The 20,401-nt window shown below is 57.3% G+C and carries 15 protein-coding genes and 1 tRNA gene; 12 read left to right on the top strand and 4 right to left on the bottom strand.

The genetic code is table 11. The features are described 5' to 3' along the window. The first annotated feature begins 228 nt into the window (after positions 1–228). Positions 229–1,671, top strand: coding sequence for a magnesium transporter (gene mgtE, locus IV01_RS22560; protein ID WP_032625511.1), 1,443 nt, complete (start codon positions 229–231; stop codon positions 1,669–1,671). 133 nt (positions 1,672–1,804) lie between these two features. Here the strand turns inward: mgtE and IV01_RS22565 are convergent, their stop codons facing one another. The 3 genes from IV01_RS22565 to IV01_RS22575 form a co-directional block, all read right to left on the bottom strand. Next, positions 1,805–2,134: an Arc family DNA-binding protein gene (locus IV01_RS22565; RefSeq protein ID WP_032625508.1), complete on the bottom strand. Its 330-nt coding sequence runs from the start codon at positions 2,132–2,134 to the stop codon at positions 1,805–1,807. Positions 2,135–2,591: 457 nt separating this feature from the next. Continuing rightward, positions 2,592–2,777 carry a PA3371 family protein gene (locus IV01_RS22570; protein WP_032625506.1) on the bottom strand — a complete coding sequence of 62 codons (186 nt, stop codon included), beginning with the start codon at positions 2,775–2,777 and terminating at the stop codon, positions 2,592–2,594. 52 nt (positions 2,778–2,829) lie between these two features. Further along, complete coding sequence (locus tag IV01_RS22575) at positions 2,830–3,063, bottom strand: hypothetical protein (RefSeq protein WP_032625505.1); 234 nt, start codon at positions 3,061–3,063, stop codon at positions 2,830–2,832. Positions 3,064–3,377: 314 nt separating this feature from the next. On the opposite strand from IV01_RS22575, the gene IV01_RS22580 reads away from it, so the two are divergent. Together IV01_RS22580 and IV01_RS22585 are read left to right on the top strand one after the other, a co-directional pair. After that, positions 3,378–3,454: transfer RNA gene (locus tag IV01_RS22580), tRNA-Arg, on the top strand. A gap of 341 nt (positions 3,455–3,795) precedes the next feature. Then, positions 3,796–5,859, top strand: coding sequence for a TonB-dependent siderophore receptor (locus tag IV01_RS22585; RefSeq protein ID WP_229636076.1), 2,064 nt, complete (start codon positions 3,796–3,798; stop codon positions 5,857–5,859). A gap of 136 nt (positions 5,860–5,995) precedes the next feature. On the opposite strand, the gene IV01_RS22590 is transcribed toward IV01_RS22585, so the two are convergent. Then, the gene (locus IV01_RS22590; RefSeq protein WP_032625503.1) at positions 5,996–8,398 is read right to left on the bottom strand and encodes a TonB-dependent receptor; all 2,403 of its coding nucleotides are present in this window, start codon (positions 8,396–8,398) and stop codon (positions 5,996–5,998) included. A gap of 433 nt (positions 8,399–8,831) precedes the next feature. On the opposite strand from IV01_RS22590, the gene IV01_RS22595 reads away from it, so the two are divergent. The 9 genes from IV01_RS22595 (at position 8,832) to IV01_RS22635 (ending at position 20,400) form a co-directional block, all read left to right on the top strand. Next, positions 8,832–10,436 carry a response regulator gene (locus IV01_RS22595; RefSeq protein ID WP_032625502.1) on the top strand — a complete coding sequence of 535 codons (1,605 nt, stop codon included), beginning with the start codon at positions 8,832–8,834 and terminating at the stop codon, positions 10,434–10,436. Beyond that, positions 10,433–11,125, top strand: a complete 693-nt coding sequence (locus IV01_RS22600) for a sensor histidine kinase (protein ID WP_032625500.1) — start codon at positions 10,433–10,435, stop codon at positions 11,123–11,125. Before IV01_RS22595 ends, IV01_RS22600 begins: the two co-directional genes overlap by 4 nt. Before the next feature lie 342 nt (positions 11,126–11,467). Then, on the top strand, positions 11,468–12,238 hold the full coding sequence (rfbF, locus tag IV01_RS22605) for a glucose-1-phosphate cytidylyltransferase (RefSeq protein WP_032625498.1): 771 nt from the start codon (positions 11,468–11,470) through the stop codon (positions 12,236–12,238). Beyond that, entirely contained in the window at positions 12,229–13,293 is a 1,065-nt protein-coding gene (rfbG, locus tag IV01_RS22610) for a CDP-glucose 4,6-dehydratase (protein ID WP_032625573.1), read from the top strand. The genes rfbF and rfbG overlap by 10 nt, the downstream gene beginning before the upstream one ends. Then, complete coding sequence (gene rfbH, locus IV01_RS22615) at positions 13,286–14,608, top strand: lipopolysaccharide biosynthesis protein RfbH (protein WP_032625495.1); 1,323 nt, start codon at positions 13,286–13,288, stop codon at positions 14,606–14,608. Before rfbG ends, rfbH begins: the two co-directional genes overlap by 8 nt. Next, positions 14,608–15,300 (top strand): sugar phosphate nucleotidyltransferase, encoded by a 693-nt coding sequence (locus IV01_RS22620; RefSeq protein ID WP_032625492.1) that lies wholly within the window; start codon positions 14,608–14,610, stop codon positions 15,298–15,300. Before rfbH ends, IV01_RS22620 begins: the two co-directional genes overlap by 1 nt. After that, the gene (locus IV01_RS22625) at positions 15,297–16,667 is read left to right on the top strand and encodes a CBS domain-containing protein (protein WP_032625490.1); all 1,371 of its coding nucleotides are present in this window, start codon (positions 15,297–15,299) and stop codon (positions 16,665–16,667) included. The genes IV01_RS22620 and IV01_RS22625 overlap by 4 nt, the downstream gene beginning before the upstream one ends. Next, positions 16,664–18,565 carry an N-acetylneuraminate synthase family protein gene (locus IV01_RS22630; RefSeq protein WP_032625489.1) on the top strand — a complete coding sequence of 634 codons (1,902 nt, stop codon included), beginning with the start codon at positions 16,664–16,666 and terminating at the stop codon, positions 18,563–18,565. Before IV01_RS22625 ends, IV01_RS22630 begins: the two co-directional genes overlap by 4 nt. Before the next feature lie 35 nt (positions 18,566–18,600). Next, positions 18,601–20,400: a thiamine pyrophosphate-binding protein gene (locus IV01_RS22635; RefSeq protein WP_229636075.1), complete on the top strand. Its 1,800-nt coding sequence runs from the start codon at positions 18,601–18,603 to the stop codon at positions 20,398–20,400. Position 20,401 lies beyond the last annotated feature (1 nt).

Here is a 20,401-nt window from a genome sequence, read left to right as displayed (position 1 = left end):
CGTCCCAGACCTGAGTAATTAACTTTGTGTTGCAAGCACTTGTTATAGCCAGAATTTTTAGGGTGCGATTCGCTTGGCCGGTGTATGATTGCGCCCGTCAGCCCCGCCGGGGCTTATGGAATACCTCCATGGACTTACCCAGTAGCAACTCAACAGATTTTTTTACCAATCATGCATTAACTGATTGATCTCCCCGGCGTGCTCCGCTGCTGGGAGTGGAGTTCGCCTATGACCGAAAGAGAAGTTAAAAAAACGCAGGAAAGCCTTCAGGATCGTCTGGCTCAAGTAATCGAGCTCCTGCAGCGCCAGCGTATTGTTGAAGATTTGACCCATCGTCAAGAGGGTCAAAATCAGAATCGCGTAGAAAACCTGGTTCATCGGCAGAACCTCGTCGAGCTGCAACGCAAGCTCGATGATCTTCACTCCGCCGACGTCGCCTATATCCTCGAAGCGTTGCCTCTGGACGATCGCCTGACGGTCTGGCAGCTGGTCAAGGCTGAGCGCGACGGCGACATTCTTCTCGAAGTATCCGATTCCGTACGGGAAACGTTGATCGCCGACATGGACGATCACGAGCTGCTGGCGGCTGCCAAGGAAATGGACGCCGACGAGCTGGCCGACCTTGCACCCGAGTTGCCCCGAGACGTTGTCCACGAATTGATGGAAGCGCTGGACACCCAGCAACGCGAACGCGTGCGCTCGGCCTTGTCCTACGATGAGGAGCAGGTCGGTGCTCTGATGGACTTCGAGATGGTGACGATCCGTGAGGATGTCAGCCTTGAAGTCGTGCTGCGCTATCTGCGCCGCCTCAAGGAATTGCCTGGCCATACGGACAAACTGTTCGTGGTCGATTACGACGGCGTGCTCAAGGGCGTTTTGCCGATCAAGCGCCTGCTGGTCAACGACCCTGACAAACAAGTCTCGGAAGTCATGGCCAATGATCCGGTGAGTTTCCACCCGGACGGCGATGCCTATGAAGCTGCCCAGGCGTTTGAGCGTTACGACCTTATTTCATCCCCGGTTGTGGACAAGAACGGCAAGCTGATTGGCCGTCTGACCATCGACGAAATGGTCGACCTGATTCGTGAAGAGAGCGAGACCGAAGTCCTCAACATGGCGGGTCTTCGGGAAGAGGAAGATATCTTCGCCTCTGTCTGGCGTTCGTTGCGTAACCGTTGGTCCTGGCTGGCGGTCAACCTGATCACAGCATTTGTGGCTTCTCGAGTCATCGGTCTGTTTGAGGGCTCTATCGAAAAACTCGTGGCGCTGGCGGCCTTGATGCCCATCGTCGCGGGTATCGGCGGTAACTCCGGTAACCAGACCATCACCATGATCGTCCGGGCCATGGCGCTCGACCAGGTTAACACCGGAAACACCAAGCGCCTGTTGCGTAAAGAGCTCGCGGTGGGATTGATCAACGGCGTTGTGTGGGGCGGGGTGATTGGTGTGGTGGCCTACCTGCTCTATGGCAGTTGGTCGCTGGGCGTCGTGATGACTGCGGCCATGACCCTCAACCTGCTGCTGGCGGCGCTCATGGGGGTTACGATCCCGATGACCCTGGCCAAGCTCGGGCGGGATCCGGCCATGGGTGCCAGTGTGATGATTACGGCCATGACAGACAGCGGCGGATTCTTCATCTTCCTTGGCTTGGCTACCATCTTCCTGCTTTAAATTACCTGCACAAAAAAACCGCCCTAGTTGGGCGGTTTTTTTATTATTGCGGAATTGTCCTACGGTAATTAGGGCCATCGGACTGCAATAAAAAGCCAGCAACTACGCTGCCTTGAGAATTTAGCTACAACGGTCAGTCTTCGTTATCTGCTGCGAGTTCCGTGTCATGAGCGATCAGGGAAACAAGTGCATTCTGCTGGCGGTGGGAGAGTTGCCGAAAGCGTTGCAGCAATTCGCGTTCATGCATGGACAGCTCAGGGCTATCAAGGCGTAGGCTAGGCTCATCGCCCAGTGCGCCTTCCTGAATCAGGCTTTGTTCGAGACGAGCAATGATCTCGGAGTTCATGCTGCGATGGTGGTTTTTAGCTACCTCTTGCACGCGGTTACGCATGCCATCGGGTAGACGTACAACGAACTTGTCAGCCGTACGGCTGGAATAAGTAGCCTGTTTCATAGGGCTCATATATTTAACCGGTTAGTTCAGGGGAAGGCGGTTCTAGCAAGTCGCCGCAAGATGTCATCCTGTGACCGTCTTTTTGGCGAAATGTTCAACCGGGTTATCAAAGAGGCCAGCATCATGCCTCAATGTGCCGGATCCTTGGCGTCAATTCTGTGACAAATATTGACTCAGGTAAAGGCGTTTAGCCAGCACCGATTATCAGAATTGCGAGCGGATTATCAAAGTACGGCATCCACCCGAGCGTCCTACAAATTTCACGCGGCCCTCTGAATGCATATTGCCATGATGGCTATCTGTCAGCTTAGAGGGTTATCTCCAAAATACTAATGCATGCCGACGGGCGTCACGTTTGGCGAACGCCCAAGGTGCCGGACTGCGTGGTAGTTCTGAGGTGTGAGGCTGAGGTGTGAGGCTGGCGGGGGAGGCTGATGCGGGGCGACGAAGCGGGTAGTCGTATAAGTCAGCGCAGAACAGGATCGAATTTAAAGCGGCGACCCAGAATCAAGGCGACGATGAACAATACCGAAAACAAGCCCGCGGCGATTTTCATGACACTGCTTACGCCCTGTGCGGTCGCTGGCAGCAACAGATCCACGGCCACGGACATGATGGTCAGAATAATGAAGGACAAAGCAGATTTGGACATAATTGGTCTCTCGAAACGGTGAGTCGATGCTGGGGGCGTGAGTGCTAGGGAGTTAGAACACCCAACGCTGGTCGGAATCCGCAACCGGTCGGGAAATGCTTTCATTTGCCAGAATGGCCGCCTGACCACTGCGTTCTGTCATCACCGCCAATTGAGGAGCTTGACGCAGCAGGTGATGTGGCTGTGCCTGGGCTGCAACCTGTTCCGCACTTGCGTCATCCTGAAAATGAAACGCCACCAGTGCGACCAGGGCTGCTGCATTCAACACTGATAGGGCGATGTTCATTTTCGGTTACCTCCAACGGAACTTTCTTTAAGAAGGATCTTTACTGGAGAGAGTAGTGCAGGCTGCATGCCAACTTCGGCTCGGATAAAAACCCTTGTATATCAATAGCTTGAGCGGGTATCAGCAGTGCGCCTGCATGCGTTTTGCAATGGTGGCTTTTAGGTGTAGTGCAAAATGCATGATTGACGTCAAACCCCGCGTTTTAAACGGATAAGGCCCACAGCCGTGTCAGCCAAAGACGACATGACAAAAGTGACCGGTGCCGTTAACATGCACGCCGTCTCGCTGGCACCCATTCTGGTGCTGGCAACTGTGTCCCAGTAGCTCAATTGGATAGAGCATCCCCCTCCTAAGGGGAAGGTTGGCAGTTCGAACCTGCCCTGGGACACCACCTAATCTGACCTCCCCGCATGCTCATCCAGACAGCTGATTGTCCAACAGCCGGGTGGCAACTGCAGGTCCCAATCAAGCCCCGAACAGACTATCTGGCGGGGCTTTTTTGCGCTTGGCGTGGCAGCGCTTGGCGATAGCCTTTTGAAAAGAGACCCCGGTCCGATCTTCACGTCTGAAAAAAAATCCGGAAATCTGATGAGGTAATCCTACGTCTGACTCGTGTAGTAGGGATGAAACGCATTCTCGTTGATACACCATTACGGAGTCATGCTCGTGGTAAAGCTGCTAAACAGGACTCACGCGTCAGTCCTTCTGTGTTTCGCAATTCCGTGTTGTGCGATGGCCGTTCAGGCGGCTACCGAGATACCGGCCAGTGTCATTCAATCCACCAGCGATGCTGGTGATGGTCTGGGCAGTTACACACGTGCAGAGGGCAGCACTGCCAGCAAGGGCTCCACGCAGAACCGGGACGAGGCGCAAACCGTGAACACCGTGGCTGCCCAGACTCTGGATGACTATCAGGTCAAGGACCTCAACGATGCGATGCGCTTCGTCAGTGGTATCACCCAGACTAATACCCTGGGCGGCACCAAAGATGCGCTGATCAAGCGAGGTTTTGGCAGCAACGATGACAACTCCATCCTGCGAGACGGCATCCGCTCGGCTATCGGTCGCAATCTGGGTGCCACCACTGACCATGTGGAAGTACTCAAAGGCCCTGCTTCTTTGATGTATGGCGCTCTTGAGCCGGGCGGTTTGATCAACGTGATCAGCAAACAGCCACAGTTCACCCGTAGCACGACCTTGACCGGGTCTGGTTTCAGCGAAGGGGGCGGGTCGTTTGGTCTGGACACAACCGGGCCACTGGGTGACACCAATCTGGCGTACAGGCTGATCGCTGAGCGCAGTCACGAAGACTATTGGCGCAACTACGGGGTCGACGAGCATACCCTCATCGCGCCTTCGATAGCCTGGGTCGGCGACCGAGCCAGTTTCTCGCTTGCCTACACCTACAACGACTACGCAAGCCCATTTGATCGCGGCACCGTATTCGTCAATGGTCACCCGGCCGACATCAGTTATCGCGACCGTCTGGACGAGCGTTGGGCCAAGTCGGTGGGCATAAGCCAGAGCACGACCGCAAAGTTCGAGTACCAGCTCAACGACGACTGGCGCAGCCGATTGACCTACGGCTGGACGGAGGATCGGTACAGCCTGTCGATCGCGCAGCCGAGTACCCTGACTGGCAATAACCTGCGGCGCATCGCCAACGGTGGGCATTATGACTATGAAAGTCGCTATACCGCCCTGGATCTGATCGGCGATCAGCAGTTGTTTGGTCAACGACACGAAATAACAGTGGGTGTGGATAACGAGTCGCTGGACAAATATCGCGGCAAAACCTATCGCAACGCCAGCAGCGCTGCCGGGAATCTCAACATTCAGAACCCGTCTTACGGCAATCTGGCTGAGCCGGTAACCGTCAGTGCTGTCCAGAGCAATGCCGAGAACAACCTGGTCACCACGTCGTTGTATTTCAAGGACAATTGGCACCTCAATGATCGCTGGATTCTGGTGTTCGGCGGTCGTCAGGAGCACTGGGACCAATACAGCGATCAAGGCCTTGGCAGTTCCTATGCACCTGGCGCGGATTCCAATGGGGATAAATTCATCCCGTTTGGCGGGATCGTTTACCAGCCAACGGACACTGTGGCGCTTTACGCCAACTACAGTCGCTCCTTCGTGCCCAATGATGCCGACGATGCAGGCAACAGCTTCAAGCCAACCGAGGGGCGCAGTTACGAGGCCGGGATCAAATACACACCCGTCCAGGCGCTCAACGTGAACCTGGCGGTGTACGACATCGTCAAGAAAAACCTGGTCAACAGTGTGCTGCAAAGCAACGGCAACAGCATCGACGAAGCCGTCGGCAAGGCTCGTTCACGCGGGGTTGAACTGGATGTCACCGGTGAGATCACTCGCAATTGGAGCGTTATCGGCACCTATGCCTACAACCAGACCGAGGTGCTGAAAAACGACGAATCTCCAGCGCAGGAGGGTAATCGTCTGCCCAATGCGCCGATGCATACTGCCAGCCTCTACGTCACCCATCATCTCGCGCTGCCTGCCGAAACCGGCCAGTGGCATGTCGGTGCGGGTGCTCGATACGTCGGCGAGCGGCCGGGTGATGATGCGAACAGTTTCTGGATGGACAGCTACACCCTGGCGGATGCTTTTGTGCGTTGGGATCTGCCAACTCACGACTACAAGACCAGTCTGCAGCTCAACATCGACAACCTGTTCAACAAAGAGTATTACCCGTCGACCACCGGCAGCAGCATGCTTCAGGTGGAAGAGGGAGCGCTCAGAACGGCGCGTCTGACTGCCAGCGTCAAGTTCTGATGGTTGAGCCCAGCGCCCGGGACTCGGGCGCTGGTTGTTCTCGCTGATCCTTCATCAGTTGCGGTGCCGGGCACTGCGCGGACATGGACGGGTCAGCGTATGCGCCCGTTCCGGCGCGCAGGATGATCAGATCAACTCAGAAGCCGATGGTTGCCGAGACCAGATAGGTTCTCGGGGTTGAGAGCGTCAAGCCAGGCTCGCTGTCATCCGAGGCGCCAGCGGAACTCCAGTAGTGTTTATCCAGCACGTTTTCGACATTGGCACGCAGGGTTACAGCCTTGCCGTCGACTTTGAAGGCGTAGCGCGCGCCCACATCGAGACGCTCCCATGAGTCGATTTCCTTGCTGTTGGCCTGGTCCAGATACTGCGAACTGGAATAGATGCCACGGCCGGTCAGGGTCAACCCTTGAACGTTGGGGATGTCCCATTCGGCACCCAGATTGACGTTGTATTCCGGGGTAGCGGGCGCCCGTTTGCCGTCGAAGGTGCCGTTGACGGTATCGGTCAATTCGCTATCGATGTACATCACGCCTCCAAGCAGGCGCACGCCTTTTAGCGGTTCACCGAACATGATGAGCTCCACGCCGTTGTTCTCGCGCTTGCCGTTCGGGCCGAAGACTCGGGTTGTGGCGTTGGTCTCGTAGGCCGGTTGCTTGATACGGAACACACTGGCCGTGAGGGCGAATGAGCCCAAGTCATATTTGCTCCCGACCTCGACCTGGCGGCTGATGAACGGCGGAAAAATCTCATCCTCGTTTACTGAGGTGGACGGCGCGATCTTGCCCTGGCTCAGGCCTTCCATGTAGTTGGCATACACCGACAATTGGTCGGTCACCTTGTACAGGATGCCGCCTGACGGCGAGACTTTTTCCTCATCGTAGGCCGTGTCGCCTTTGACGCCGTCTGACCAGTCATCGACCTTGACCCGCTGCCAGCGTGCACCGAGGGTTAGCAACAAGCGATCGTCGAAGAAGCCAAGTGTGTCGGACAACGCCACGCCACTGAAGCGGTTTTCGGTGTAGACCTTGGGGTCCTGGCGGGTGGGGTTGGCGGGGGTGGGCGATGTGACTGGGTTGTACAGGTTGCTGGGCGAGGCCGCATAGCGAGCGCCGCCGTTCTCGAAGTCCATATAGAAGTAGCTGGCAGCCAGATTGATCTCATGGCTTACCGGGCCCGTGTGGAACCAGTTGCGAACCCCGGCGGTTCCGGTGCGCACATTTTCGTCGCGGGTGAAGTCTCGCGGCTGGACACTGAAATCACCCGCGTTGTTGGTGATAGGCACCCCATGGCGCAGGAAGTCATGGTTACTTTTACGAGCGCCCACACCGCCGTACAACATCACCGAATCGTTGACGTCGTACTCGGCGTTCACGGCGCCAAAGGTGTCCTCGGTACGTGCCTTGCTCCAGGTTTGCGCATAGTTGCGGTGCACATCATTGGCGCTGGGCACCTTTGCATTGGCGCCGATCTGAACACGTTCCTGCGGTGCGTCGGTGTTGCGTTCGGTGTGTCCAATATCGGTCGAGAGTCGCAGGCGTTCACCACGGAAGTCGAGGCCCAGCACCGCCATTTCGCGGTCGACGCTCTGGTGATCCCATTCGGTATCGCCTGATTGTTTCACGCCGTTGAAGCGCACCCCGAACTTGCCCTCGTCGCCAAACCTGCGGCCGACATCCACCGCGGTACCCAGCTGATTGTTGGACGCGTAGCTGCCGGTGAACTCGGTGATGTCCTTGTCGGTCGCCCGTTTTGGCACCACATTAATGCCGCCGCCGACACTGCCCCGTGGCGAGATACCGTTGACCAACTGGCTCGGGCCTTTAAGGATGTCCACACGGTCGGCCATTTCCATGTCAATCGTATAGGTCGGCAGAATGCCGTAAAGACCGTTATAGGAAACATCACTGTTGAACAGGCTCAGCCCTCGGATGGTGAACTGCTCAAAACGTCCGCCCGCCGGGTTGGTGGCGCGCACTGAAGGGTCGCTGGCGATGAGGTCGCTCAGGGTTCGGGCCTGCTGGTCCTTCACCGTCTGGCTGGTATAAGTGGTCATGCTGAATGGCGTGTCCATGAAATCCCGCGAGCCAAGCAGGCCTTGCGAGCCTCGGCGTGAGACCTGACCACCGGCATACGCCTGACCGTCGGTGGTGCCGCTGGCGCCAAGAATCGAGGTGGGTGCCAATTGCAGGCTGCTGCCTTCAGGGGCGGGGACCAGGGTATAGGCGTGGTCCGCCACAGACACCAGTTGTAGACCCGAGCCTTGCAGTAAGCGTGAGAAACCTTCTTCAACAGCGAAATCTCCGGACAGCCCCGCGCTGTTACGACCGCTCACCAGTGCCGGATCCAACGACAAGTTGACGCCAGCCAACCCGGCAAACCGCGTCAACGCCGCACCCAGGCCGCCAGCGGGTACTTCATAGTTGCGTCGGTCGGTGCTCTCGGCCCAAGAGGGGGAGATGAACAGCGGGCTGGTGCTCAGGGTCAGCAAAAGGCTGAAGCGGAGCAGGGGGCGCAGATGATAAGGCGAGGCTGGAGGCATAGAGGTAAGGTCTCATAGTTTGTTCACATACCTGCAATGACCGGTGAGACGGAAAAAGGGGACAGGCCTCCAGCAGTTTTTTTCAGGTGTCTTTTTCCCAGCCCCAGGCTGGGCTCAACTGTGGATAAGTGTTTGCTGCGCGATAGCGCTATACAGCCATCCCTGGCGATCAAGCATTCTCCAACCCTCGTCATTATTCCGACTCCAGAAAAATGACGTCACGCCGATAACCTACCTGTATTGCGGAGCGTGTGAGTCGTTGTTGGAGCGGCCGCCGTGCCGGTCAGAGCCAAGGATTGGGCCTTTGTTGTAAAATCTGCATGATAGCGTAGTGCTATCTTCTGGTTTTGCCACGCCATCAACGGACGGCGAAGCTGGACCCGTCTATCTGCTTGCCCTTGGGCTTATCTCTTTCTTCCTTATTGGACCCCTGATGCTGGCGTACAACCAAAAAAAGTTTCTTATCGTCGATGACTTCTCCGACTTCCGCAGTTCGGTGCGCTCCATGCTGCGCGAGCTGGGGGTGAAGGAGGTTGATACGGCTGACACCGGCGAGCAGGCGCTGAAGATGTGCGCGCAGAAGCGTTACGATTTTGTTCTGCATGATTTCAATCTGGGTGACGGCAAGAAGAACGGCCAGCATGTGCTTGAAGACCTGATGGTCGACCGGCTGTTGAGCTATGAATCGGTGTTCATCATGGTCACGGCCGAGAACAGTCAGGCCATGGTGATGAGCGCATTGGAATGGGAGCCTGATGCTTATCTGACTAAGCCGTTCAACCGCGCCGGTCTGGCTCAGCGGCTCGAGAAGCTGGTGCAGCGCAAGACCATGCTCAAGCCTATTTTGCAGGCGCTGGATCGCGGCAAGCCTTCGGAGGTGCTGGCTGCCTGTGTTGCATTGACCAATAAGGATCCGCGTTATGCGCCCTTGTGCCTGCGTTACAAGGCCGATGCGCTGCGCGACTTGAAACAATATGAGCCGCTGGAGGCTTTCCTCAAATCCATCCTCGCTGACCGGCCGGCCCCTTGGGCCTTCGCTGCACTCGGCAATTTGCTGCTCAAGCGCAACAAGGCGGCCGAGGCGCAGACGGTTTTTGAAGCCGCCGTCAAAGCGTTCCCCGCAATGCCGATTCTCTACGATGGCCTGGCCGAGGCGTTGGTTGCCCGGGGCGACACCGTGCGCGCGCAGAAAGTGCTGGAAGAAGCCGTGCGGATCTCTCCGCTGGCGGTGCGTCGGCAAACGCTGCTGGGCAAGCTGGCTCTGGATAATCAGGATTTTGACGGCGCCTCTCGGGCCTATCGTCAGGCAGTTTCCCAAGGGCAGTTCTCGCGTTTCAAGAATCCGGAAACCAATCTCGGCTTCGCTCAGGCGCTCATTTCACGCGGTGGTGATCAGGGGCTCGACGCCAGAACCCGAGTCGAGATCAATCAGACGCTGGGTGAAGTCTCAAAAGACAACGGCGATGACCAAGGCGTGCAAGTCCGGGCGCGGCTGATGAAGGCTGCCAGCGTGCAGCACTCTGATCCCGAGATGGCAGCGAAGCTTACTGCGGACGCAATGGGTCGCCTACAAGACATGGATCAGTTCCTCGGCGCCAATGCAGCACTGGCAGTGGCGGCCCAGTTGGAAAAACTTGGCCACGCGGACGCCGGAGCTGGCGTGCTGAAAACCTGTGCCGAGATTTACGGTGATGATCCGGTAGTCATGCAAGGAATCGCCAAACAGACCGATGATCCGTCGATCCTGGGCGCCAACAAAGTGGCGATCGATCTCAACATTCAAGGTGTGCGCAGCTACAAGGGCGGTAATCTGGCCGAGGCTCAGGACCTTTTCCGCAAAGCACTCGGGCTGCAAGCGAAGAACATCAGTATCGCGCTGAACCTGGCACAGGCCTTGCTGCATTCAATGGCGACGACACCGGATGCGGCGAAGCTTGAGGAGTGCCGGGCCTGTCTGAAAATGATCGGCAAGATGCCGAGTGACGATCCGCGCTTCGAGCGATTCCAGAAATTACAGAGCAAGGCGTTTGGTGCATGAGCGAAAAGGATGCGGGTCTGGACTTCTCCATGGTGATTGCCTCAACCGTGCATGACATGAAGAATTCGTTGGCGTCACTGATGCAGGCTCACGGGGAATGGCAAGGCCGCTTGAGCGAGGAGCAGAAAAACACCCCCGAGCGCGGCGTTATCGACTACGAATTCGCCAGCCTCAACGGCATGATGGTCCAACTGCTCGGCCTCTATAAGCTGGAGGTCAATCAGCTTCCGCTTCGGCCTGAGTACCATGAACTGGACGACTTCATCGAGGCGCAGCTGGCCTGGCATGAAGAAGTCCTGAGCAGTCGCGGCCTGGTTGCTACCTTTGAAGTGGACAGTCTGTGCCCGTTGGGTTTCTTTGATCGCGAATTGATCGGCTCAGTCGTCGCCAACATCATCATCAACGCCATCCGCTTCGCCCGTCATTCGATCCTGATCACCGTCCGTGAGGAAGAAGGGCAGGTGGTCATCGTGATCAACGATGACGGCCCCGGCTACCCCCCGAACATGATCGAGTTTCAGTCCGACTATGTGCAGGGCATCAATCCGGTGAGCGGCAGCACCGGCCTGGGCCTGTACTTCGCCGCGCAGATTGCCGGACGGCATCAGCGCAATGGCGTTTGCGGGCGGATCGAGCTGGCCAATGGTGGCCGGCTGGGCGGTGGGATGTTCAGTCTATATCTGCCCTGATTGTCGGCTAGGCGCCATTCAAGAAAAGGAAAAGCCAGCGGCTCTTCCTTTTTTTATGGGCGCGATTTGCCCAAGGCGTTTTGATAGGCCGCCACAACTGACTGCTGTCGAGCTGGCGACGGCCAGCCCTGCGTAGCGGGCTGATCCATATGGATTCTTGTGTTCTGTTAGACCGGCTCTCACATGTTGTGAGGGGCGATTTTACAGGCGTTTTGTAATGGTATGGATATTGCTTTTAACCATCTGTAATGGAACTGGCATTCACGAACCGTCGATTTATTGGCGTTCTGCTGGCAGTCATTCGGTGGTGTGCGGGCGGTTCGGACTTTCTGAGAGAAGAGCATGAAGGCAGTAATTCTGGCGGGGGGGTTGGGCACTCGGATCAGTGAGGAATCGCACCTTAAACCCAAACCGATGATCGAGATTGGTGGTAAGCCAATCATCTGGCACATCATGAAAATCTATTCTCATTACGGCATCAACGATTTCGTGATTTGCCTTGGCTACAAGGGCTACGTAATCAAGGAGTATTTCGCCAACTATTTCCTGCACATGTCCGATGTGACCTTCGACATGGCCGAAAACAAAATGCACATTCATCACCGCAACGCGGAACCGTGGCGCGTCACGCTGGTTGATACCGGCGAGAGTAGTGGTACCGGCGGACGTTTGCGCAGAGTGCGCGAGTATCTGGGTGATGAGACTTTTTGCTTCACCTACGGCGATGGCGTATCGGACGTAGATATTCCTGAACTGATTAAATTCCATCGTGAACACGGTAAGAAGGCGACGGTTACGACAGTCCAGCCTCCAGGTCGTTTTGGCGCGATGGATCTCGAAGGTAGTTGCGTCAAAGGTTTTCAGGAGAAACCCCAGGGCGATGGCGGCTGGATCAACGGTGGCTTCTTCGTGCTTGAGCCTTCGGTCATCGACGGCATTGCCGATGACAGCGTGACTTGGGAGTTCGAGCCGATGCGTAATCTGGCCGCCGAAGGTGAGTTGATGAGTTTTCTGCATCGCGGATTCTGGCAGCCCATGGACACCTTGCGCGATCGAGTCATGCTCGAAGAGCGCTGGGCCAGCGGAACGGCGCAGTGGAAACTCTGGCATTGAACGTATTCTGGGCAGGCAAAAAAGTACTACTAACCGGCCATACTGGTTTCAAGGGGGGCTGGCTGGCACTGTGGTTGCGCCAGTTGGGTGCCGAAGTTCAGGGCTTCGCACTGCCGGCCGCTACCACGCCTGCGTTGTGGCAAGTAGCGGGTGTGGAAGGCGTGATTGCCAGTGATCTGGGTGATATTCGTGATGCTCAGGCCATCGCAGCTTCAATGCGAGCGTTTGCGCCAGAGATCGTTTTTCACCTGGCGGCGCAGCCACTGGTTCGTGAGTCTTACCGCGCGCCGGCTGAAACCTATGCCATCAATGTGATGGGCACTGTGAATGTTCTGGAAGCCGTGCGCCAGTGCGCCAGTGTTCGCGCAGTCGTGGTGGTGACTACGGATAAGTGCTACGAAAACCGCGAATGGCTTTCACCCTACCGGGAACAAGACACGCTCGGCGGCTTTGATCCCTACAGCAATAGCAAGGCGTGTGTGGAGCTTTTGTGTTCGTCCTACCGCAGTTCCTTCCTGCAAGACTCTGGCGTTGCTCTGGCCACTGCGCGCGCGGGCAACGTGATCGGCGGTGGCGATTGGTCGCCGGACCGGCTGGTGCCGGATATTTTCCGTGCCTGGCAGAACAACGAAGAAGTCACCCTTCGCTATCCTCACGCAACCCGTCCGTGGCAGCACGCACTCGAGCCTTTGATGGGCTATCTGCTACTGGCGCAGTCGTTGGTCGAGGATGCCGAGAAATATGCCGGTGCATGGAACTTCGGCCCCGAGAGCGGCAATGTTGCCACCGTGGAAAAGCTGGTTCGCACCTTGGCCCAGATGTGGCCAAAGCCTGTTCGCTGGTCGGTGGATGCCCAGGTTCAGCCGCATGAGGCTTGCCTGCTGGCACTGGACTCCAGCAAGGCGCGACAACTATTGGGCTGGGCTCCGTGCTGGTCATTCGAAACCACGCTTGAACGTACCTTGAGCTGGCATCTCGCCTGGCAGCAGGGGCACGACATGCACACCTTTACCCGCGCGCAGATTGCGGACTACCAAGGCGATACCCATGAGTGAAAGTACCCCGGAGCAGTTGCGCCAACAAATTGTCGAGCTGGTTGGCCGTTATGCCGAGCTGCAATACGCGCCGAAACTTTTCGTGGCAGGTCAGAGCGTCGTACCGCCGTCTGGCAAGGTGATCGGTGCGGGCGAACTGCAATCCATGACCGAGGCGGTGCTGGATGGCTGGTTGACGACCGGGCGTTTTAACGAAGCTTTTGAACGGCGTCTGGCCAAGTACCTGGGCCGGCGTGCCGTGCTGACTACCAACTCCGGTTCGTCCGCCAATCTGGTGGCATTCTCTGCTTTGACCTCCCCGCGTTTGGGTGATAGAGCGATCAAGCCCGGGGATGAAGTGATCGGGGTGGCTGCGGGTTTCCCGACTACCGTAAACCCAATCCTGCAGTTCGGTGCTGTACCGGTTTTTGTTGATGTGGATCTGGTGACTTACAACATCGATCCGAGCAAGGTCGAGGCTGCGATCGGTCCGAAAACCAAGGCCATCATGCTCGCTCACACCTTGGGCAATCCCTACGACCTGGGAGTGATCCGTGCCCTGTGCGACAAGCACAACCTGTGGTTGATCGAAGACTGCTGCGACGCGCTGGGCGCCACCTACGACGGCAAAATGGTTGGCACCTTCGGTGATATCGGCACCTTGAGCTTCTACCCGGCGCACCACATCACCATGGGTGAGGGCGGCGCGGTGTTTACTAATAATCCGTTGCTCAAGCGCATCATGGAATCATTCCGTGACTGGGGGCGCGATTGCTACTGCGAGCCAGGTCAGGATAACACCTGCAAGCAGCGTTTCTGTCAGAAGCTGGGCACTTTGCCGGAAGGCTATGACCACAAGTACACCTATTCGCACTTGGGCTATAACCTGAAAATTACTGACATGCAGGCTGCCTGCGCCTTGGCGCAAATGGATCGTCTGGATGATTTCATTGCAGCCCGCCGTCGCAACTTCAACTGGCTTACCGAACGTCTGGCAAGTTGCACCGATTTCCTGATCCTTCCTGAAGCCACCCCTAACAGCGATCCGTCCTGGTTTGGGTTTCCGCTGACACTGCGCGATGGCTGTGGCATCAATCGGCTTGACCTGGTGCGTTACCTGGACAGTCAAGCGGTCGGCACACGCTTGTTGTTCGCCGGGAACCTTACCCGTCAGCCCTACATGCTGAACCGTAATTACCGCGTATCCGGTGACCTTACTGTCACCGATAAAATCATGAATGACACCTTCTGGGTGGGCGTCTGGCCGGGCCTGGGCGAAGAGCATCTGGAACACATTGTGCGCTGCATGGAAACCTTTTTCGGGCTTCGTCAGTAATGCGGGCCTACATCCTCTGCGGTGGCTTTGGGACTCGTTTGAGTGCCGTGCTTCAGGGTGGACAAAAGGCAGTGGTCGATGTTCATGGCCGGCCATTTTTGGCATTGGTGCTAGCGCAACTCAAGCTGGCAGGCGTCAAGGACGCAGTGCTGTGCGCTCACTACCGCGCCGATCAACTCGCCGATTTGCTGCCGGCGCTGGCTACGGAGTCAGGTTTGAACCTGCACCTGGTGGTCGAGACGCAACCCCTGGGCACCGGCGGTGCGGTATTGCATGCCTTGCAGGAAGTGCCACCGGGCGGACGCTTTTTGGTGCTCAACGCCGACACTTGGCTGGATCAGCAGGCCTACCGCCTGGCGTCTAGTGCGGCAAAGGATGCCATCGTCGCAGTCCTGGTCGAGGATCGCGCCCGTTATGGCAGCCTCGATTGCTCGGAGGACCTGGAATTGCTGGCGCTCAACGAGAAGGGCGCTTCAGGCCCAGGCCGGGTGAATGCGGGTGTGTATGCCTTCGCCGCTGACTCTTTGAATGAGTTCGCGGTCCAGCCGTGCTCCATGGAGAAAGAGATTTTGCCGCGCCTGATCGAGCGTCGGCAGTTGTTCGCTTGCGAGTACTCAGGTCCGTTTATTGATATCGGCACTCCAGACTCGCTGAACGCCTTCAAGTCAGGGCTTCAAGGGGCTGGCCAATGAATCGACTAGTAAAAAAACAAACCGTTTACACCGACCAGACCATCCTTGATGCCGTTGAGTGTATTGAGTCGGGCGACCTGCAGATCGTGTTTGTGGTCGATGACCAGGAGCGCCTTGTCGGCGTGATCACCAACGGTGATTTGCGTCGCTATCTGCTGCAGGAAGGCGGAGAGACAGATGTGCCGGTCACCGCCTGCATGAACACCCATTACCGCTCGGTGCAGGTCGGCGCTTCTCGCGAAGAGCTGCTGAAAATTTTCGACTTGAGCTTTAATGCCATTCCTGTAGTGGACGTTGCGGGCTGCCTGGTCGATGTAGTAACACCTGCCCTGCTAGCGGCCAACTCTGAAGTGCCAGTGCTCGCGCGGGCGCGGGCACCCGTTCGGATGAGCTTCAGTGGCGGTGGTTCTGACCTGACGTATTACTTCGTCGACAATCCTGCCGCAGTGCTCAGTTGCACCTTGGGCCTATATTCCCATGCGACGCTGATTCCGCGTCCCGACGACGTTATCCAGATTTTTTCCGAGGACCTGGGCACTCACGAGTATTACGAGTCTCTGTATGACTTGGCGCGACATGCGGACAAGGGATTGTTGGCTACTATCGTTTCGGTGATCCAGCCCAACTACGGCCTGGACCTGTATATCCGTTCCGATTTCCCGGTAGGGTCCGGGCTAGGTGGGTCTTCTGCCGTGGCCACTGCGGTGATTGCCGCATTCAACGAATTGCGCCGTGACCGATGGAGCACCTATGAAGTGGCCGAGTTGGCGTTCCAGGCCGAGCGTCTGTGCTTTGGCATTGCCGGTGGCTGGCAGGACCAGTATGCATCGGCCTTCGGTGGCTTCAACCTGATCGAGTTCAAGGAAGGTCGCAATCTGGTCCATCCGATTCGCCTGACCGAGTCGATTTGGAACGAGCTGGAAGAATGCCTGGTGCTTTGCGATACACAGATCGCCCATGACTCGGGCAAGCTCCATGAGCGCCAGCGTGAGGAGATGGTCAACAAGGATTCCAAAGCTGCACTTATCACTGAAAGCGTCGAGCTGTGCCGGCATATGCATCACCACCTGATTCGTGGCGAGCTGCATGACTTCGGGCGCTGCCTGCATCAGGGCTGGATGCTCAAAAGACAATTTTCCCACGCTGTCAGCGATGGCGTGCTTGACCAGATCTATGATTCGGCCCTGGCTGCAGGTGCCCTCGGGGGCAAGCTGTTGGGTGCCGGTGGCGGTGGTTTCTTCCTGTTCTTCGTGCAACCCCAGCACCGAAGTGCCGTGACCGACAAGGTCCGGGAACTGGGCTGCCGTATCACCGACTTCCGTTTCGAAACCAATGGTGTCACCTCCTGGCGGACCAAAATCCAATGAATAAGCAAGTTTTTACCATCGATGGCGCTGTCATCGGCGGCGACCACGTCTACGTCATCGCCGAGGTGGGAAACAATCACAACGGTTCTGTTGAGCTGGCCAAGCAGTTGGTCGATGCATCCATTGAGTCCGGCGCCGACTGCGTGAAATTTCAATTGCGCAATCGTGAAGCGCTGTATCGCACCAAAGCCGATGGTTCGCGCGCCGAAGACTTGGGCGTTGAATACATTCAGGACTTGCTCGACAAGGTCGAACTGACCGTCGAGGAGCATCGACAGATCCGGGACTACTGCAAGCAACAAGGCATTAGTTACATCTGCACGCCGTGGGACGAACCCAGCGTGGATGTACTGGCCGGCTTCGACGTACCGGCGTTCAAGATTGCCTCGGCCGACCTGTGCAATCCGTATCTGATTGCCAAGGCGGCGTCCCTGGGCAAGCCGCTGATTCTGTCCACCGGCATGTCCCTTGAGCATGAAATCGTTCGTACCATCGAACAGCTCCAGGACCTCGGCGTGCCGTTCGCTCTGCTGCACTGCAACAGTACCTATCCAGCGCCGGAGAGTGATATTCAACTGGGCTATATCGCCCGTTTGAAAGAGCTGCACGGCCTGATCGGCTACTCCGGGCATGAGCGCGGCACGGCGATCACCATCGCAGCCGTTGCCTTGGGCGCCAAGCTTGTTGAACGGCATATCACCCTGGATCGGGGCATGGAAGGTCCTGACCATCTTGCCAGCCTTGAGCCGTTGGAGTTCCGTCAACTGGTGGACGGCATTCGTCAGGTCCAGAAAGCGCTGCCATGGGCGGGACCGGGACGTCACGCCAGTCAGGGCGAATTACTCAATCGCGAAAATCTGGGCAAGAGCGTGATCGCCGCCCGGGCTATCGATAAGGGTGAAGTGTTCGTGCAAAGCATGCTGCGCGTGGCCAGTCCGGGTCAGGGCTTGCCGCCGTACCGCCTGAGCGATCTGCTGGGCAAACCAGCCGGCCGCAAGATCGAGCAGGGCGATTTTCTGTTTGACAGCGACTTGAGCGAGCAACAGGAAGTGCGCCGCGATTACGACATGCCAATCCTCTGGGGCGTGCCGGTGCGTTATCACGATTTCTTGCAGTACAACGAGTGGATCAAGCCCGACCTCTTCGAATTTCACTTGTCTTACCGCGACCTGAGTGTTGCTCCGCAACCTTTCCTGCGGACCGTCGAATGCTCGCGCCTAGTGGTGCACGCGCCGGAATTGTTCGAGAACAGCGAGCTTCTGGATCTGGTTTCCGATGATCTGGAATATCGCCAGCGCTCGATCGATAACCTGCAACGGGTGGTCGATGCCACGTTGCAGATGGCCGAGTTTTTCCCGAAAGCCGACTCGCTGCTGATCGTCGCCAACATTGGCGGCTTCTCTGCTGACGAACCTCTGCCGTTCAGTCACCGTGCCGAGCTGTACGAACGCTTCCGCGAGTCCTGCGCGCAGATCGACTTCGGCCGTACCGAACTGATTCCGCAGAACATGGCACCGTTCCCCTGGCACTTCGGTGGCCAGCGCCATCAGAACATTTTCATGATGCCCGATGAATTGGCCGAGCAGGCCAAGCGTCTGAACATGCGCCTGTGCCTGGACCTCTCGCACCTGCAAATGACTTGCTTCCACTTTGAGCTCGACTTCCAGGCTGCGCTGAAACTGCTGCTGCCTTACTCCGCGCACTTGCATGTGGCCGACGCCAAAGGCGCCAATGGCGAAGGCGTCATCATGGGCACCGGTGACGTGGATTGGCCAGCGACCTGGGCGCAGCTCAAGGGCTATCCGAATGTCAGTTTTATCCCTGAGGTCTGGCAGGGTCACAAGGATCATGGTGCCGGTTTCTGGTCGGCGCTGGAATTTCTCAACGAATTGAATTGAGCCTGGTTCTCCGCGAACGAGATGGAGTTTTAACGATGGGTAACAAGATGCGTGTAGCTGACTACATCATGAACCGGCTGGCGGAACTGGGCATCAAGCAGGTGTTTTTCCTGCCTGGTGGCGGTGCGATGCATTTGAATGATGCGCTGGGCCGTCATCCTGATCTGGAACCGATTCTCTGCCTTCATGAACAGGCTTGCGGTGTCGCTGCCGAGTCGGCAGGCAAATTGTCCGGCGGGCCGAGCGCTTGCATGACGACCTGCGGACCGGGTGCGACCAATGCTGTTACGGCAACCTTGGGTGCGTGGCTGGACTCCACGCCAGTGTTCTTCATTTCCGGGCAGGTCAAAACGGCGGATCTGAAAGCGGGTACTGGCTTACGCATGCTGGGTGTCCAGGAAGCCGATATCGTTTCCATCGTGTCCTCGATCACCAAGCGCGCTGTGACCCTTACCGACCCGGAAGCCGTCGCAGAAGTGTTCGACGAGTTGGAATACGCTGCTTTCAATGGTCGTCGTGGGCCGGTCTGGCTCGACGTGCCTCTGGACGTGCAGGCTGCCCAGATTGATCCGCAGACTCTGCGTCGGGCGAAACTGCCTGCGCCTCTGTCGGCACCGGATGTCAGCGAGGCAGTGACGCGCACGCTGGAATTGCTCAAGACCGCCAAGCGACCAGGCATCATCGCCGGTAGCGGCATCCGCATGGCGGGCGCGATCGACGCTTTCAATACGCTGGTTGAAACCGCTGGCGTGCCAGTCATGCCGACCTGGCTGGCCATGGACGTGATCGAAGACGAGCACCCACTGTACGGTGGGCGTCCAGGCTCCATCGCGCCGCGCTGGGCCAACTTCACCTTGCAGAACTGCGATCTGCTGATAGTGCTGGGCTCGCGTCTGGATATGGCGCTGACGGCCTACAACCACGCCCATTTTGCTCCCCACGCGAAGAAAGTGGTGGTGGACATCGATGCTGCCGAAATCGCTAAATTGCAGATGCCCATCGAAATAGCGGTGGTGGCTGACGTAAAGCCATTCATCGAAGCCCTGGTGGCTGGTATTGCTGCCAATCCATTGCCGAAGTACTCGGCATGGCTCGCGCAGATTGCTGACTGGCGCCAACGTTATCCGCTGTTGCAGCCTGAGCACGCCGATGACAGTCAGGGTGTGAGCATGTATCACTTTTCTGACCGTGTCTCGGAGCTGCTCAACGAGGGCGATGTGATCGCTCCCGGGAGCTCCGGTTTTGCCTCCGAGTTGTTCCTGCTCAACCTGCGACTGAAAAAAGGCCAGCGTTGTTTCCATAACCGTGGCACTGGCTCCATGGGCTTTGGCATTCCATCGGCGGTGGGTGCCTGCCTGGCTTCCGGCCGCAAGCAGACGATCTGCGTGGAAGGCGATGGTGGTCTGCAAATGAACGTCCAAGAGTTCGCCACCCTGGCGGCCAACAACCTGCCGATCAAATGCTTCGTGATCAACAATCAGGGTTATGCCTCGATTCGTACCTCGCAGAACGCGCACTTTAAATTGCTTGTCGGCGCCGACTCCACCAGCGGCCTGCAACTGCCCGATCTGGAAAAACTGGCTGCCGCTTATGGTGTGGATTTTGCGCGCATTGACTCGCATCAAGGCCTGGACGAGAAGTTGCAGGATGTTCTGCAGCGCAGCGGCCCGGTGATCTGTGAGGTGGTGGTGCAGATCGAAGAGGCCCGAGTACCTCGGGTCATGACTCGGATTAACGAGCAGGGCAAACCTGAGACCGGTGCTCTGGAAGACCTGTATCCGTTCCTGTCACGTGACGAGTTCCATATGCAGATGTCTGTGTCGGAGCGCGACTGAT

It is taken from the genome of Pseudomonas syringae, assembly GCF_000737245.1.
GTDB lineage: Bacteria > Pseudomonadota > Gammaproteobacteria > Pseudomonadales > Pseudomonadaceae > Aquipseudomonas > Aquipseudomonas syringae_J.
The sequence above is the reverse complement of the archived record's forward strand: the minus strand, read 5'-3'. Positions and strand labels throughout refer to the sequence as shown.